The organism is Fibrobacter sp. UWS1, assembly GCF_002300445.1.
Taxonomy (GTDB): Bacteria; Fibrobacterota; Fibrobacteria; order Fibrobacterales; family Fibrobacteraceae; genus Hallerella; species Hallerella intestinalis.
Window position 1 is genome coordinate 588,207 of record NZ_NSGW01000002.1, and the last position, 16,893, is coordinate 605,099.

15 protein-coding genes are annotated in these 16,893 nt (G+C 45.5%); 6 read left to right on the top strand and 9 right to left on the bottom strand.

What is annotated here, in order from left to right:
• Positions 1 to 3: 3 nt before the first annotated feature.
• The 5 genes from rplS to BGX14_RS12695 form a co-directional block, all read right to left on the bottom strand.
• Positions 4 to 363 carry a 50S ribosomal protein L19 gene (gene rplS, locus BGX14_RS12675; RefSeq protein ID WP_073302292.1) on the bottom strand — a complete coding sequence of 120 codons (360 nt, stop codon included), beginning with the start codon at positions 361 to 363 and terminating at the stop codon, positions 4 to 6.
• A 15-nt stretch (positions 364 to 378) separates the two neighbouring features.
• A complete protein-coding gene (gene trmD, locus BGX14_RS12680; RefSeq protein WP_095880070.1) occupies positions 379 to 1,083 on the bottom strand; it encodes a tRNA (guanosine(37)-N1)-methyltransferase TrmD in 705 nt (234 codons plus the stop codon).
• A complete protein-coding gene (gene rimM, locus BGX14_RS12685) occupies positions 1,080 to 1,622 on the bottom strand; it encodes a ribosome maturation factor RimM (protein WP_143394247.1) in 543 nt (180 codons plus the stop codon). The genes trmD and rimM overlap by 4 nt, the downstream gene beginning before the upstream one ends.
• 62 nt (positions 1,623 to 1,684) lie before the next feature.
• Entirely contained in the window at positions 1,685 to 2,092 is a 408-nt protein-coding gene (gene rpsP, locus BGX14_RS12690) for a 30S ribosomal protein S16 (RefSeq protein ID WP_078776046.1), read from the bottom strand.
• 171 nt (positions 2,093 to 2,263) lie between these two features.
• The gene (locus tag BGX14_RS12695) at positions 2,264 to 4,723 is read right to left on the bottom strand and encodes a U32 family peptidase (RefSeq protein ID WP_095880371.1); all 2,460 of its coding nucleotides are present in this window, start codon (positions 4,721 to 4,723) and stop codon (positions 2,264 to 2,266) included.
• A 203-nt stretch (positions 4,724 to 4,926) separates the two neighbouring features.
• On the opposite strand from BGX14_RS12695, the gene BGX14_RS12700 reads away from it, so the two are divergent.
• The 5 genes from BGX14_RS12700 to BGX14_RS12725 all read left to right on the top strand — a co-directional run bounded on the left by BGX14_RS12700 (position 4,927) and on the right by BGX14_RS12725 (position 9,234).
• Entirely contained in the window at positions 4,927 to 5,835 is a 909-nt protein-coding gene (locus BGX14_RS12700; RefSeq protein ID WP_158223325.1) for a histidine phosphatase family protein, read from the top strand.
• An 892-nt stretch (positions 5,836 to 6,727) separates the two neighbouring features.
• Positions 6,728 to 6,937: a hypothetical protein gene (locus BGX14_RS15375; RefSeq protein WP_078776044.1), complete on the top strand. Its 210-nt coding sequence runs from the start codon at positions 6,728 to 6,730 to the stop codon at positions 6,935 to 6,937.
• On the top strand, positions 6,937 to 7,584 hold the full coding sequence (locus tag BGX14_RS12715) for a M50 family metallopeptidase (RefSeq protein ID WP_073302302.1): 648 nt from the start codon (positions 6,937 to 6,939) through the stop codon (positions 7,582 to 7,584). Before BGX14_RS15375 ends, BGX14_RS12715 begins: the two co-directional genes overlap by 1 nt.
• 1 nt (position 7,585) lies before the next feature.
• Positions 7,586 to 8,836 carry an amidohydrolase gene (locus BGX14_RS12720; RefSeq protein WP_095880074.1) on the top strand — a complete coding sequence of 417 codons (1,251 nt, stop codon included), beginning with the start codon at positions 7,586 to 7,588 and terminating at the stop codon, positions 8,834 to 8,836.
• An 8-nt stretch (positions 8,837 to 8,844) separates the two neighbouring features.
• Positions 8,845 to 9,234 (top strand): GtrA family protein, encoded by a 390-nt coding sequence (locus BGX14_RS12725; RefSeq protein WP_095880075.1) that lies wholly within the window; start codon positions 8,845 to 8,847, stop codon positions 9,232 to 9,234.
• A 388-nt stretch (positions 9,235 to 9,622) separates the two neighbouring features.
• On the opposite strand, the gene BGX14_RS12730 is transcribed toward BGX14_RS12725, so the two are convergent.
• The 4 genes from BGX14_RS12730 to BGX14_RS12745 all read right to left on the bottom strand — a co-directional run bounded on the left by BGX14_RS12730 (position 9,623) and on the right by BGX14_RS12745 (position 15,323).
• The gene (locus tag BGX14_RS12730) at positions 9,623 to 10,372 is read right to left on the bottom strand and encodes a PIN domain-containing protein (RefSeq protein WP_095880076.1); all 750 of its coding nucleotides are present in this window, start codon (positions 10,370 to 10,372) and stop codon (positions 9,623 to 9,625) included.
• 44 nt (positions 10,373 to 10,416) lie between these two features.
• Positions 10,417 to 12,909, bottom strand: a complete 2,493-nt coding sequence (locus BGX14_RS12735) for a DUF3883 domain-containing protein (protein ID WP_095880077.1) — start codon at positions 12,907 to 12,909, stop codon at positions 10,417 to 10,419.
• A gap of 159 nt (positions 12,910 to 13,068) precedes the next feature.
• Positions 13,069 to 14,277 (bottom strand): IS4 family transposase, encoded by a 1,209-nt coding sequence (locus BGX14_RS12740; RefSeq protein ID WP_095878730.1) that lies wholly within the window; start codon positions 14,275 to 14,277, stop codon positions 13,069 to 13,071.
• 125 nt (positions 14,278 to 14,402) lie between these two features.
• Entirely contained in the window at positions 14,403 to 15,323 is a 921-nt protein-coding gene (locus BGX14_RS12745; protein WP_095880078.1) for a hypothetical protein, read from the bottom strand.
• 83 nt (positions 15,324 to 15,406) lie between these two features.
• Here BGX14_RS12745 and BGX14_RS12750 point away from each other — a divergent pair, with 83 nt between their 5' ends.
• Positions 15,407 to 16,642: an IS256 family transposase gene (locus BGX14_RS12750; protein ID WP_095879753.1), complete on the top strand. Its 1,236-nt coding sequence runs from the start codon at positions 15,407 to 15,409 to the stop codon at positions 16,640 to 16,642.
• The last annotated feature ends 251 nt before the right edge of the window (positions 16,643 to 16,893 follow it).

A 16,893-nucleotide genomic window follows, 5' to 3' on the forward strand; every position in this document is an offset into this window, starting at 1 on the left:
CAATTAAGCGTTTTGCTTCTCGACGCGTTCTTCGATACGGGCAGCCTTGCCAGAAAGCTTGCGCATATAGTAGATGCGAGCTTGGCGAACTTTACCCTTGCGGTTTACTTCGAGGGAAGCGATACGCGGGCTGTGCAGCGGGAAAATACGTTCGATTGCAACGCCATCGGTCATTTTACGGACAGTGACGGTTTCGCCGATTCCGGTATTCTTCTGCTGGATAATGACACCCTTGAACGGCTGGATGCGTTCTTTGGTGCCTTCGATAACTTTCACGTTCACCGTGATGGTATCGCCGGCGCGGAGTTCCGGAATATCCGTTTTCTTGTTTTCTTGCTGAATCGTTTGAATGTTAAGGGACATAAGATGTGACCTCTGTTATTGTGTGCCAAATTTAGTATCTATTTGCAGTTTTTCGTAGATGTCGGGGCGTCTTTCTTGCGTTCTTTTTAAAGATTTCGACCTTCTCCACTCGGAAATCCGCTTGTGGTGCCCAGAAAGGAGCACTTCGGGGACGGATTTGCCTTCAAAAACTTCGGGTCTGGTATAGACGGGCCAGCCCAGGGGACCTTGCGCGAAGGAGTCGGTTTCGCCGGATTCCTTGTGACCGAGGGCTCCGGGAAGCAGGCGCACGACCGCATCGATAAGGAGCATTGCCGGAATTTCGCCGCCGCTGACCACAAAATCGCCGATGGAAATTTCCATATCGACATAATTTTCGCGGATGCGCTCATCGATTCCCTTGTAATGCCCGCAAACCAGCGTCAGGTGTTCTTCTTGAGAAAGAGCCGCTGCCATCTGATGCGTAAAGGGGACTCCGTCCGCCGTCAGGTAGATGACTTTGCCGCCATCTTCTTTGACCCGAGTGCTTCGGATGGCTGCAGCCAGCGGTTCTGGTCGGAGCACCATGCCCGGTTCGCCTCCGTAGGGAGAATCGTCCACTTGACCGTAGTCGTTGATGGCGAAGTCCCGAAGGTATATCGGATGAAACGAGAACAGTCCGTTCTTTTGCGCCCTGCCGACAATGGAGTGCTCCAGCGGGGAGAACATTTCGGGGAAAATGGTGATGCAGTCGATTTTCATTTCACCCTCATGTCGAAAAGCTTGGCAAGGAATTCTTCCGAAATGCGGACTTTCTTGCCGTTTTCATCGATTTCGCGGACGCATTCGTTAATCCATGGGGCGAGGATTTCGCTTCCTTTATATGTAAAACGAAAGGCGTTTACGCTGGGAAGGGATTCCACCGAAAGGACTTTTCCGATTTCCTGACCGGCGTCTCCGATAATGGAGAAACCTTCCAGATCCGAAAAATAATACTGGCCGACGGGCGCGGGAATGCGTTCGCTCATCGGGACGCCAATGTCTGCATTGACAAGTTCTTTCAGGGATTCCGAAGAATCGTAGCCTTTGAATTTGAAAATCCAGATGTTTCCGGCCAACCGCACGTTTTCGACTTCAATAGGGAGAACCGCTTTGGGGGCAAGCGCATAAACCGTTGCCAACCGTTTGCAGCGTTGCAGGTCGTGCGTTTGTGGAGCGCATTTGATTTCGCCCTTGAAACCGTGGGGGCGCATCAAGTGTCCGATGACGACCAAATCTTTGTTGTCGATAACGTTTGCCATATTCTTCAAAAGAAAACCCCGTGCGAATTGCGGCACAGGGTTCTGCCTTGAAGTTGAAAAAATTAAGCCTGCGGAGCTTCTTCGGCTTGAGGAGCTTCCTTGGCGGCCTTTTCCGCTTCGATACGGGCTTTTGCCTTAGGACCGAGCTTGGCTTTTTTCTGCTTGTCCGGACGAGGAGTCGCGGTCTTACCTTCAATGGAACGGCCTGCCCTGATTTCGTGGAAGAGATCGAGGATGCCGACTTTCTTCAGAAGGGAACGGACGGTGTCAGACGGTTGCGCACCGGTCTTGAGCCACTTCAAAACTTTTTCCTGATCGAAAGAGATGTTGGGCTGCTTGAGGTTCGGATCGTAGAAGCCGACCTGTTCGATAAAACTGTCGTTGCGCGCTTTGCGGTTGTCGATGACGACGGCGCGATAAACAGAGTGGTGACGCTTGCCAAAACGAGCGAGACGGATAACTGTGGACATTGAAGATACCTCTTGTTTGATTAACGCCCGCAAATATAGAAAGAATTTTGAAAAATCCGTCGTTTGAATACAAATTAATTTAAAAAAGTCGAAAAAATGCCGATTTTGGCGCAAAAAACAAAGATTTTAAATGAAGATTCTCTCTAAATAGAGGTGCCAGAAAATAAAAACTTACGCTTTTTTTCGGTTTTGCCATACGTCGGTGTGAAAAAGCTGCCCTTGGGCGATTCCGTATTTTTCTTCGGCGCCGATGAGTTTTGCGGCGGTATCGAAGGGAAGCCTTCCCCGGATGGCTTCTGTATAAAGGCGGATCTTGTCTGCGGTTTCGGAGGAGCTTTCTTCGAGCATTTCCAACCGAAATCGATAGACTCCCCGTTTGGCAAATAGGGAGACCAGATTTAGGGCGGATTGCGGCTGTTCCAAATAGAGCGTATTGCGGCATTCCGCGTCGGGAACGAGGGAATGGCGGGCTCCCTTGTGATCCACGATGTCGATGTGGTGCTTGGCGCAGGCCTGTTTACAATAGGGAAAGCGAATCGCTTCCGTCAGATGGGCGGCGTAAAGGCAATGCTCCATATAGAAAGCGGGCAAGTGGAGAAAAACCGAAAGTTCAAAATGGGAACCGCCGAAATTTTCGAGCAGGCGTTCGGTTCCCTTCGCATTTAAATCCAGGGACGGGTGCAGGGAGCGCAGCCCTTGTTCCAAAAACCACTCCGCCGAAAGGACGTTGGAAATGTTCAAGCTGTAATCGCCTTCCAGCGGTATTCCGGAAGATTGCAGGTAGAGTAGTGCGCCTGGATTGCGGACAAGGATAAAGTCCGGCTTGAACTCTACGATTTTTTTTAAGTTTCGCGTTTCGCCTTCTTTGAGTACCCGGATGGTGGCGATTCCCACTTGGAATCCGAAAGAGCGGGCGAGTTCCATGGGCTTTTGACAGTCCACTCCCCAATCCAGATCGAGAATGACGCGGTCGATGTCTTTGCCCGCCAAATCGTGGAGCTGTTGCGGACGTCGGATGAGAACGGTGATTTGCGCTCTGCTTTGGGGGGCGGATTGGTGCGCACAGCGGGCGTGAGAAAGTAAGGATTTTCCGTCGTCGGCAGAGGCTTTGGGCGGCTGGCTGTGAAGGCGTTTACGGTCAAGCGCTTCGACGGCTTCTTTTCGCAGGTGCCGAATTTCCTTGTTGAGTATAAAGGCGTCGCTGGGGATTTCGATACGGATGCTCTCTGCAAAGTAGGCGGTGCCGCTCAATGCCGAAAGTTCCTTTTGCAGTGCTTCGACGTTGTCCCGCGGGTTTTGGGCTCTTTCAAGAAGACCTTCGGATTGCGCTTGCGCAGTGTTGCCTTCGTCGTCTTGGAGTTCCAGGGTCAGAGGCTTCCCGAATTGGCCGCAAAGACGAATCCGGATGGGGAATTGCCGTTCGTTTTCCCGATTTGCAAAAGTCTTGCCCAGCCTTTTTTCGATAGCGGGCGAGTCGTTGCGGAAGGCGCTCATCCCTGTTTGAATGCGGCGCAAATCAAAAGCGTTGCCGAATTCCATTCGGGTGCTGCCGTTTACGGATTGATGGGCGAACAGGCGTCCGCCGACGGAATTTTCTTCTCCCGGATTTTCAAAAAGAATGCCGTCGCCCGCTTCAAGATGGTGGTTTCCTTCCACGAAAACGTGTTTGTGATCGACGCGTTTCACGTTGCCAAGGAATTGCCCGTGATGATTTGAAAAAAAGCCATTGACCAGATTTTGCTGATCTACGCCGTGGAGCCAGCCGGGGCCGAGCCCGCGGGAAAATAGGACTTCCAACGGTTCACGCAGCTCCGGGCGGACGTTGCCGCAGTCGATTTTTTCTCGGAAAGCCCGAGTGACAGCAGCTACGTATTCCGGGCTTTTCAGTCGCCCTTCCACTTTAAAAGCCTTGATGCCGATGGATTTTAGCTCGTCCATGTCGTCGAGAGCGGAAAGGTCTCTGGGACTGAACAGGTAATTTTTCCCGTATGAATTTTGCTTTTTCCCATCGACAATCATTTGATAGGGGAGTCTGCAACTTTGTGCGCATTGCCCGCGATTGGCGGAACGTCCACCGATATTTTCACTGGTCAGGCATTGCCCGCTAAAGGAAACGCAGAGTGCGCCGTGTACAAAAACCTCCAGTTCCAAAGATTTGCGTCCGGCGATTTTCCGAATGTCTTCCAGGGAGAGTTCCCGAGCGAGAACCGCCCTTGTACAACCCAGGCGCTTTGCCATTTCGACCCCTTCGGCAGAGGCGATGGTCATTTGCGTGGAAGCGTGGATTTCCATTTCGGGGGCGATGGATTGAAAAAGCCGCATCAATCCGACATCCTGAACGATGATGGCGTCGGGTTCCAGAGCGGCGAGATTTTCGATGTACTCTGTCAGCGCGTCAATTTCGTCTTCGAAGACGAGGATGTTCATAGCGAGGAAGGTGCGGACACGGCGAATGCGCGCATAGCGAATCATTTCCCGCAAATCATCGAACGAAAAATCCAGAGAACGTCCGCGGGCGTTCCAGCGAGGAGCCCCCAGATAGACGGCGTTCGCCCCATTTTTCACAGCGGCGTAAAACATATCCTTGTCGCCTACAGGGAGCATCAGTTCGAATTTTGGAGAATTTCGCATTTGCAGAGGAAAGTAGAAAAATTTGACGACTGGCGATTTTGCAAAATTCATTTTCAAAAATCGGAGCGATATATAGCGGGAGTTTGGCGGCTTGTTTTCGACATCGCCAGCAGAACGCCCGTGCCGAATGAATTTATATTGCCAATGTTCTTTAACGTCAAAGGAAACTTATGCATAAAATCGGAATTTTGATTTTTCCTTTTGTGTTTTTAGCTGCGTGCGGAGATTCTTCCAGTTCGGCTTCGGATGAAAATTTGCCGTTCTCTTCGTCGCAGACATCGGATTTTTCTTCATCCTCGTTCGTGTTGGAAAGTTCGTCGGCAGAAATTCCCGCTTCTTCGGAATCGGAAGGCGAATGGAGTTCTGCCTCTTCGCCGGATGCTTTGCCGATAGTTCCCGATGCTGATGGATTTTATGCGATGGAAGAAATTTACAAGGCTACCCCGGCAACGAGCAAAATCGTTTTCGTCATTCGCCATGCGGAGCGGGAAGACAGCCTTGGGCGACTTTCGGATTTGACGGAAAATGGCAAAGCGGCGGCTCGCTCTTTAGGAGAAAAACTTGTCGGCGAATCGGAAAGTTTTTTCTACGCATCGACCGATTTTGTGCGGACCCGCGAAACCTGCCGGCAAATCGCTTTGGGCCGTGGCGAATCGGATGCAGAAGCGCAGACTTGGGAAGGCATCGACGGCGGCTATTTTTTGAAAGTTCCATCGGACAGCTTGGACAAGTTTGCCAAAAATCGCGGCGGGACCTGGAAAATCATTTCCCGCTGGGCGTATGCGGATCCGAAAATGAACGAAAATTTGGCGTCGCTTGTCAATGCGCATTTTTACGATTTGTTTGAACGGGGCGCGCAATTTGTTCAGGAAAATATCGTCCCGAACATTCCCGACTGGAAACGCGTCAGCGTCTTGGTCTCTCACGACGTGCTTTTGGAACCCTTGCTGGTCTATGCGACGAATCGGCAAATCGACTTGCGATTTTATGAAAGCGGACGTTGGGCGAATTATCTTTCGGGAGTCGCGATTGTGCAAAGCGAAAACGGCATTTCCCTCTATCCGGTTCGCGGAATGGATGTCGGCTACATGACGGCGAATTCTTCAAAATAAAGTGCAAATTTTTGGGCGTGCCCCGGCTAGAAACAATGCGGAACGTGAATTTCCGCCGGGTCGGGCTATATTGCACTAAGCGACAAATCGGAAAAATAAATGCGCACGGGATGTCGCCAAGTGCAACGGAGCCGCTCCGTCGCGTCTCCGCCCGTTCGGGTCACTATCCCTCACGCAAAAATCACCTACATTTATCGCTCCGCTGGATGAATGGAAAAAGCGGAGAAATGAAGAGTGCGCTTTTGGGGCGGCAAAAATATGGGAATTATGTACAATCCTACGCTAAACTTTCGCAAGCATTTTTTTCAAAGGGGGAATTTTTTTCAAACTGGAACTCTCTTTCACAAGGTGAATTTCTTCTCGCGGGCCGCGAGGTACTCGCCTGCCCATGAGCCTTGGGAACTTGTTCCCTTAGACGAATTGTCCCTTGCAGGGATACTTCAACTATGGAATCAGAGATTCCTAGTTTCAGGGATGCGCCGCCGAAGCAATCCTTGCTGGCATCTCGTCATTGCGAGGCGCGATAGCACCGTGGCAATCTGTGCGGGTTTCCCGTCATTGCGAGGCGCGATAACGCCGAGGCAATCCAAGCCAGCGGTACGTCATTGCGAGGCGCGATAGCGTCGTGGCAATCCTGTCTGCAAAAAAAGGATTGCTTCACCCCTGTGGGGTTCGCAATGACGAAAAATCCCCAGCGGGGTTGTGGGAAACCGGAAAAACACTCAAAAATTGTCAGCGAGAGTTTGGGCAAATGGAAAAACGCCAAACACAATGGCGAAGTAATCTTTGCAGCCATCCCGTCATTGCGAGCAAAGCGCGCTTCTCCTCATTGAGCATAGACCTCCGGTTACTTTCTGCGCAGAATTGTTTAAATTTTTTGGACGAGGATTTGATGATGCGTAAAATTTTATTCGTTCTTGCGGGCTTGCTTTGCTTGTCCGCTTGCTCCGACAAAGAAGCGGAAAAGGAAATCGTTCGCAAACAAAATGAATTGCAGCAAATTCAAACGCAAATAGACAAGGTGAATGCCGAAATGGACAGTCTGAAAGCTGTCGATGAAATGCTGAAAAAGGAATTGGATTCGCTGGATATGAATCCCTGATGCGGACGTTGATTCTTTACAGTTCTTCGGCGTTATTTCTTTTGCTGACGGCGGCTTTCGGCGTTGTTTTGTGGAAAGGCATTGACGGGGATTGCTTTCAAATATACCGGTTTGAATGTATCGGCGTGTTGCTCTACATTGCGCTTCGGATTCTTTTTGTTTTTTTGCGGCGCAATCTGGAATTTGCCGAGACTTTTTACCATGAATTGAATCATACTTTTTTTGCGCTCCTTTGCTTTCATAAAGTGGAATCTTTTTCGGCTCATGCGAAAAAAGGCGGACTGGTGACTTTTAACGGCGATTTAAATCCGATTATTGCGCTTGCTCCCTATTCGTTCCCGCTGTTTGCATTTTGGTGTTCGCTGCTTTCGTTGATTCTGATTCCCGAAGCCCGATCCGTCGCGCGGATTTTCGTCGGCTTTTTTTTGGCATTTCATCTGATCTGTGTTTTGCGAACGACGCGCCCATATCAGACGGATTTGCAACTTTACGGTTTTGTATTTTCTTATTCTGCCATTTTATTTTCCAATGTGTTTTGGATTCCGCTTACGGCAAGGCTTTGCGCAATGGGAATTTCTTCTGCTATGTCTTGGTGTTTGTCGGGTTTTGAAATGGCTAAAAACGGAATTTTTCTGGCGGTAAATTGAAATGAATCAGATACTAATTCGCTCCGTTCTTTTGGACAATCGATTTTCCGACGTTCTGATTGAAGGCAATGTTTTTAAGGCAATCGCTCCGGCAGGAACGCTTCGGACGACGGAACCTGATGCGATGGAAATAGACGGTTCGCATCGGGCAATCGTTCCCGCTTTTTACAATACGCACACCCATGCGGCAATGACTTTTTGCCGCGGACTTTCCGACGACGTTCCTCTTCAGGTCTGGTTGGAAAAGTATATCTGGCCGCGGGAGGCGAAGCTTTCTGCCGAAGACGTCTATGTCGCCTCTCGCTTTGCCATTTTGGAAATGATCCGTTCGGGTACGGTGTTCTTTGCCGATATGTATTGGCATCGGACGGAAACGGCTCGGGCGGCGCGCGAAATGGGCGTTCGGGCTTGCATCGGCGTGACTTTTGCCGACGTTCTCAAAAAGGATTCCGATGAAAATTTCCGTTTTATCGAAGAAAACATCTCGGCGTATTCGGACAGGATCCGCCTTGCGGTGGCGCCCCATGCCATCTATACGAATTCCGCAGAATCCCTGAAACGCTGCGCGGAGTACTCGGAGCGTTTCCATTTGCCGCTTCACATTCACGTCGCCGAAACGGTTGGCGAAGAAAATCGCAGCGTTACGCCGACAAACGGACTTTCTCCGGTGGAATATCTGGATTCCTTGGGATTGATTTCGGAGCGGACGGTGGCGGCGCATCTGGTTCACGTTTCGGAAAAAGACTTGCAAATCCTTTCAAAACGCAAAGCGACTTGTGCGCACAATCCTTGCTCCAATATGAAACTTTCCAGCGGAACATTTCAAATGAAACGCTTTTTGGAACACGGTATTCGCGTCGCGTTGGGGACGGACGGTGCAGCGTCGAACAACAATTTGGATATGCGGGAAGAAATGAAATTCGCATCGCTGCTCGCTAAAATGACTTCGGGCGATCCGACGGTTCTTTCGGCGACGGAAACTTTGAAAATGGCCACGCGGAATGGTGCAGAAGCCTTTGGCCTGAATGCCGGCGTTATCGCCGAAGGAAAACTCGCCGATGCGCTTTTGCTGAATTTGGATGAGCCGTGTTTTGCGACGGGAGATGTCGTTTCCAATTGGGTTTATGCGGCAAATTCCTCGGTCATCGACACCGTTATTTGTGACGGGAAATTGCTGATGCGCCATCGTGAAATTCCGGGCTCGGAAGAAATCGAACGCGATTTCCGCAATCGTTTTTCCGCGCGTTCCTAGGCGAAAATATGCGGCATTTTATTCGTTATAATCTCATTGGAATTGTCAATACGGCGATTACTTTTGTTGTCGTTTGGATTTTATATGAATGTTTCCATTGGAATTTGGAACTTTCCAATTTTTTGGGTTTTGTCGCGGGCGGTATCAATTCTTATATCATGAATCGCTCGTGGAATTTTAAAAGCAAAAATCGAAAATCCAAAGAAATGCTTCGATTTGCCATCGTCTTTTGTTGCGCCTATCTGGTGAATTTATTTGTTCTGGAATCGCTGAAAGAAGCGGTGCCGGCAGCGGGAAATTATTTTAGCGCGGGCTATGTCGCCAATGTTTTGGCGAATTTGGCTTATATCGTGGTCAGCTATATATTGTATCGCTTTTGGGTTTTTAAAGCGAAGTAGTTTCTCGCTAAGGTCAGCGAGTAAAGTGGTTCACTTTTTCCAACAGAAAAAATTGATTTCTTAGTTGAATTAGTCCGACCTAGGCGACCTTGTCTGCATTCCGTCACGGTCTCGTATCCCCTGATGTAGTCAACTAGGAAAATATCACCATCGCTATAATTTTTTCTAGGAAATTTTCTGCCGTAGTCGAAATTTTTCAAATTCTGCATCAGCATAGTGCCCGTAGGAAATCCGTACGGGACACTGCAACTGGCATCTATGATAAAGACATCAGACATTATTTTTTATCGCCACTTTTATCGCCGTTCAGGATTTCTATTCTACCTAAATATAGCTCCATCGACTTGACACAAAGTGACAAAATGAGTTATTCATGTTTTTACCGCAATCATTTATATTTGACCTGATTGGTTTTCGAGAGTTCCAGGAAGCCTGCGGTTTGGAGGGAGTCTATCAGGCTTTGAATATTTGCTTCGGTCAGCTTTTCTGCAGCGAACCAGTTCTTTAGCGTCTTCTGCAACTTGGCCTTGGTGGTGGGCGGATTCTTTGACATACCCTTCAGATTCGCCTTCGCCTTTTCGAGAGACTTTTGCAAGTCAAATGCCTTTTGTGGCGTAGCCTTTTTCGCGGCCTTCGCCGGTTGCGGAGCGGGCTTCTTGGGCGCAGCGACCTTTTTCGCTTCCTGTGGCTTCGCGATTAGCCCCAGGCGTTTCGCCAGTTCCTCGTACGATTCCACGCGTTCGCAGCGGTCTTCGCCGAACTGCTTTTGCACGTGCAGGACGAGCGGGTCGTAGTCGTGATCTTTCGAAAGAATCACGCAATGGCTGTTGAACGGTTCGCGGGGCATCACCTGGCCCATGTAAAATGCGATGTAGAAGTCGAGCGCATTTTCGGCCTGCTTCTTGGTCATCTTCTCGGGAATCGCAAGTTCCACAAGTTCGACGCGACCCTCGTTCAGGGCGTAGCCGAAATCCTTCAGCTGCGTAAGCGAAAGGTTTATCTTGTTCGTGGAATTGTGGAACAGCACGAACTTTAGCGGAGAGCCGTCCGTATTCACGACAAGGTCGGTCAGGCCGTTCAGCCCGACATTTTCGCAGTCCACAAGGACATGGGATATGGGGAATTTAGGAGTGGGCATAAACAAAAATCCTTTAAAAATTGTAACGTCAAATAGTCGGTAAACTATAGAAGTTTATCCGTATTTTTTACTTTAAATATTCGATACAATACATTTTTTTCTTTGCAATAATCGTCTTTTGAAAGAAAATCTGAAGGCAATACACTTGGGAAAGCGGGTTCTCCATCCACATTTCCAACGAATATAACGCGATAATCCTTTCTTTTTTCAGAGGCTACCGCAACTTCATTATCTGACATAAAGAAGACACATTTATTGCCCCTAGAGCCTTTCACTTCAATATAAAGCATCTCGCCATTGGGGCCGCATATTTCCATATCATAGCCCAAAGCATCGTCACAGTTTGGCTTACCCTCTTTTTCTGCATTACCTGATCTCCAATCTAACTTGGCGCCCACTAATTCAAATGGAGAACAAAGAGCGCTTTTCAAATCAGAACTGGCCTCGGGATCATTCTCTATAATCTTTTTCAACTCTGAATACACAATTTTTTCGGCCCGCATACCAATTTTTTCATTTTCTAGAACCTGTTGTCCTAATTCGTCTGACGAAACTGTTCTACCGGATTTCTTTTTCTTAATGTCACCTTTTCTCTCAGGTGGCTTTACGTACGGAGGAACAACCTGCACAACAATTTTCGGCAAAGGTTTTGTTCTACTTTGCTCTCCAGCCCTTTTATTTTTATTCTTTTCCTCTATCCACTGTTTTAAACAACTTTTCGTTGGTTCAACATCAAAAAAGAGAAGGCTTTTGTATTCCACATTGTGTTTGAAGAAACCGTTTATATCAATACCAGTCTCAATTTCCATTTTTTTGAAATTTTCAGAATATAACGCATCAACATCTATAATTTCAGCCACACTTATGTCTTGACCAAAACGTTGATTATATGCCTTTGACAAAGTTTCTTCTGCATCAAAATTTAAAGTTTCAAATTCAATCTCTTCCAACAAGTCGTCTTCCAAAGATTGTTTTTCTCTTTCAAAAGTCTTCTTTCGCTCCTCTGTTTCAGAACATTCTCTCCATAAAGCAGAAACAAATTTAGGCTTTTCTTTTTTAAAGCATTTCCTTAGGCTCCATTCATTTAATTCCTTAAAGGAATAATGTTCGCCCATTATCTCCTCAAAATCGTGCAGAGGCACCTGTAATTCATTTAGCAGATTCTTTATTTTTTCACGATTCTCAAAATCAGAATTCCAAGGAGAAAAGTCTATTGAAGCTATTCTTTCTTTTAGGCCATCCTTCCAGAGCCCTTTCTCCTTTAAATAATTCTCTAAATCAATTTCATAAGAAGAATAGCCATACAATTCATCGCGGCATCCTCTTATCGTCGCCTCATAATCACCAAAATCTTTTTTTATTATGTGTATATTATCATTTTCATTGGCAAAGAAAAAGCTCACCAATTTCTGGAGAAAATCGCTATTCTCAGATTTTAAAATTATTGAAAGGATTTGCTCTAAAGAATCAAAAAGAGCATTCTTCTGTGATTCTATGATGTCATCAAAATCAATGGACGGAACCTTGATAACCCATTCTTTAGTTCCACTTTGTAAAACGGCAAAATCTGGAATATCTTGCCCTACATTCGATTCCTCAGAAAGAGAAATGCTTGACGCCAAATGAATAGACCATTCCTTGAAAACCCTCTTCTCTTGCTCCGTTGCCGAATCACGGCGATAGCAATAGACTAGAGGACGATAATCCTGAAATCTATTTTGAAATTCAGTATCCGCATCCGCTTTCTCATAATCATGCAAAGTAGCGTTTTCCGTAAACTTTTCCACAAAAAATAATTTTTTTGCATTTTCCGAGCTTCCTGTTCGCAAGGGCATATCTAACAGGAATTTCTGAGAAATATTGACCTCAACCTTATTTGAAAAGTAAACTTCGGAATGGTGATGGAACTGGCCGTCATTCTTGCTTAAAACAAGGCCGTCGTTCATAAATTTCGTTCTATTATTAGAACTGGCTGTTATTCGTTCAATATCATCTAATGCAAAACATTGACGATAGATTCTTCGAGTAATATCTTTTGCTTCACGTGAATTTTCTTCTGATAGTTTAATCAATAGTCCGTATAAGGTATCTGATGGCAAGGAAACAAAACTATCAGGGACATCCATTTTTTGAAGGAACTTTTTTATTTCCTTCATCATAGAACTATTTTTAGACCATCTTTTTAATTCCTGCTGCGAAACACACGATGGCAATATCGTTTTAAGATACTTGTCATCCGTCAAAAAGCATTCATTTAAAGAATAGTACGAACCGTTTATTTTCAGCCATTTTGCATTTCTGAGAAAGAAATGCAAATAACTAAACGATCTGAAATTGTAAGATTTTCTACGTCGCTCTTTGAAGTAAACGTAGTCTCTATTTGAAAAAACAAAATCATTCTCTATTTCAAGCAACCATTGAAAAACGTCTTTTGGATCCGGATCTTTTAAAAAACAAAAATTTACATATCTCAACTGTGTGGCATCCCCAAAATAATAATCAAAAGTGTAATCTACTTCTGAATCATGCGAAGACATTTCTCCATAAAGATAATCCCGAAATCCTATCGAAAAAGGTGTTTGTTCTATATGATTAACAATTATTGTTATCCGCTAAACTTTAATTCATGAATTCATAATCCCCAAAACGTCCCGTTTTCAAGGAAAACGGGACTTATTTCAAAATACGAGCCCCCCTCAGTTCAGTTGGGACAGGAATGACTGCTGTGATTGCGGTGGAGCGAGTCCACCGACGTATGCATCCCTTACAGCCTTTATTGGAGATTCCAGGAGTTTGTACAGGTCTACGTAGTAGGTTGCACACTGGCGTATCAGCAGAACCGTGCTGGAGAAACTCAGCTTCCTTTTTGTCTGCGCACGAACAATGGCTGTCAGCAGGTTAGCTATCATTACTATCCAGATCTGTATCCGGATCGCATTCTCGCTGTCTCCGTAAAAGAAATGAAGCGGAAAATTCTGCTTGAGACTGCGGTAGAAGGTTTCTATCTGCCAGCGTCTTCGATAAATTTCGACTATTTCCTTGGCAGGAAGTTCATTGTTGTTCGTAAGCAGCCGCCATGTCTTTCCCGTCTCCTCGACATAATGTTCGACTATGCGGGCCCTGTGAACTCGCTCCTTCTTGCGGGAGACAAAATGAAATTGGACATTCTCGTCCCGAAGTATGTTGTCTGAAACGGGGTTGTCCGACACATGGTCGTACTTGAGGTTCTTCTTCATCCTGGTCACGTAGGTCGTTTTCTTTTTGGAGAAGCTCTCGAACAACTTGTAGTCGATGTATGCCCTGTCTATAGCAAGAAATGATTCCGAGGGAAGCTTGACTTTCTTGAGTTCAGTGCTGTCATGTTTCGCTGCCGGGGTCACGATGACGAACTCCGGCGCTCCAGACGAATCCTTCATCACGGTGTGCGCCTTGACTCCGCCCTTCTTCTTGCCCAGCTTCGGGTTCCTGCCGGCACCCTTCATCACGTCGGTGAAGAGGGAGACAGTCGTCGAGTCCATGACATAAAGCCTTTTGGACCAAAAATAGTCCCGGCTGTCCGCTAAACAGTGCTCGTACTTCTTGTGCAACTCATGGTAGAGCCGTTCGAATATCGCGGCCGGTCTCCGTCCGTTCGCGTCAGCGAATGTGCTTCTTTTGGGGATCTCCGTAAGTCCGGCGTGGACTAGCCGTCTCGATTCCGCTTCGAGCCCCAGCAAGATTTGATTGATGGACTTGTACTGCTCCATGACGGAAAACAAGAGCACAAGCAAATGCTGGTACGCATCGAACTTCTTGACATAGCGTTCCCCGCCGTTCTGTCTAGATAGGGACAGGACAAGGTTCTTGGGAATAAGCTTCATTATCTGGGAAAATACCGGCTGTCCGCTAAAGTTGCTATCTTTCATACTGCTTTTGGTTCCTTTTATTTGTGGTTATTTAAAACGATACCAAAAGTGACGGCTCTCGATTATCGGGAACCGTCTTTTTTTATAACTTTTCTACGAAATTGATTAACTTTTAGCGGACACTATTAATTAACAATATATATGGGAGGCCGTTTTCGAACATCCATTTTAATCAGCAATTCTTTCAAACTTTCTAAGTCACCTTCTTGCGTAGCAAACTCAAACCAGCTAGGAGCGCAAAGGCGTGCAAAATCGGTCGATGAACGGAAAAGCGATTCAGTTATGGAGTATTCTTCTCCATAGTCAGTTCCAAAATAAAGTTTTTCCGCCATTTTTAAGTTTAAATCACTATCAGGCAACTTGAACGATATATTTTCCAGTTTTCCTTGAAAAATTTCATCTTGATATTGGAACAACCATTCAAGCAGTCGTATACACCGGTCCAAGTCATCGCCAACCAAAGCATTTAGCGGAGATACCAAATTGGCGGCAGAATATTCCTTAAAAATAATGGGACTTTTTTCCTTGTAGAATTCTATTACGCAACGCTTTTTGCTGGGCGGTTTGTCAGATTTGAAGGAGTTTCTGATCTTCTGAATATCATCGGGATATTGAGTGCAAGTATAATCAACCAACGCTTTACAATAGTCTTCATCTAGAATTTTTAATTCAGCCCATTCCGGCAATTCAATCTTCTTGTCATCACTATCTAAATCCTTATTATCACTATCTTTGGGGAACAAACACCTTGTACCCTTTGATAGCCAATTCCCTTTTTGATCCAGTAGCACATGCGGCAGTTCCTTTTCTGCCCCAAACTTTCTAACCCACCAGTCAAAAGTTTCAACATTTTCACAAATAAAATCTTCGTCCAAAGATTCTTTTTCTTTTCCCTGAGCATTGATTTTTTCAAAGAGATCCTCTTGCGAGTAGCAAGAACTATTCCCCAACAGCACCTGCAAAAAGTCATTATCGTCACAATACTTTATCAACTTCTCAAATTGAGGACCCTTAAAATGCTTCGGATAACCATCGTTTAATATCAACCCTTCTGTTAGACTCTATCCATAAAACTGTGTCATTCACCACCAAGCATCATTTGAAAAATGATGTAAATTGAGGAACTATGATGACACACGAAGAATATAAAGAGATGATCAAAAAAGCAGCATCTCAGTTCAAAACAGGAAAGCCAATTTTTGGCAAAGACGGAGCATTTCACCAAGTATTGGAAGATTTTTTGAATGCTGCATTAGAAGCGGAAATGGATGTTCATTTGGAAAAAACAAAGCCCGAAAATCGAGAAAATCGGCGCAATGGGAAAATGCCGAAAGAGATAAAAACGGCATACGGAGCAGTCCAAATAAACACGCCTAGAGACCGCGAAGGAAGCTTTAATCCTGAGATTGTGAAGAAACGTCAAACCGTGCTTGCCGAAGGTCTTGCAGACCGAATTATCGGCCTTTACGGACTCGGACAAAGTATGCGCGATATTCAAAAATATTTGGAAGATGATTTTGGCGAATACATTTCAGCCGATACCATTAGCAACATCACAGAACGCGTGTGGCCAGAGATTAACGAATGGAGAACGAGACGTTTAGAAACGGTTTATCCCATCGTTTGGATGGACGCAATTCATTACAAAGTAAAAGATGAATCAGGCATCGTAACAACGCGAGCAATTTACAATGTCATCGGTGTTGATTCAAATGGTTACAAAGATTTGCTAGGCATGTATGTGTCGCAAAGCGAGGGTGCAAAATTCTGGATGCAAGTCCTTTCCGATTTGAAAAATCGCGGAGTGGAAGACATTCTCATCGCTTGTGTAGACGGACTTTCAGGCTTTCCGGACGCAATAGAATCCGTGTTTCCAAAGACCAATGTTCAGTTGTGTGTAGTGCATCAAATTCGAAATTCACTCAAGTACATTAACGCAAAATCACAAAAAGAATTTTTGAAAGAACTGAAGTTAGTTTATGCGGCATCGACCAAAACGGAAGCCGAAATTGCACTAAAAAAATTAGAAGAAAATTGGGCAAAAAAATATCCAATCGTCATTCAATCTTGGAAAGAAAAATGGGATAAACTTTCGTGTTATTTTGATTATCCAAGTGAAATTCGTCGCATTATTTATACGACAAATACTGTCGAAGGTTATCATCGCCAAATTCGAAAAGTGACAAAAACAAAAGGTCTGTTTCCAAATGATGACTCGCTTGTAAAACTCGTGTACTTGGCGTATCGAAATATCAAAAAGAAGTGGAAAAAGCCATTGCAAAACTGGACAACTTGCGTACAAAAATTATCGATTCTTTTTGGTCAAAGATTTAATCCACTCAACTTAAATCAAATTCCAAAATGAATTTTCTCCGCCCCCAAACGGAAACACAAAAACTTTAATTGGATGATTTTTTTTCAAACAAGGAATGATAATTTTATCATTTCTTGTTATATTTGAATTGCTTCAAAAGGAGAAATTTGAAGTTGTCGCAAAGACAAAATCGAGTTGAAAAAACATCGCTTTGATTTTGCTTTTCGCTTCTTCAATTTTGAAATTTCAAAGCTCTTTTTTTAGCTAACAAAAACTAAATGACACAGTTTATTTGACAGAAC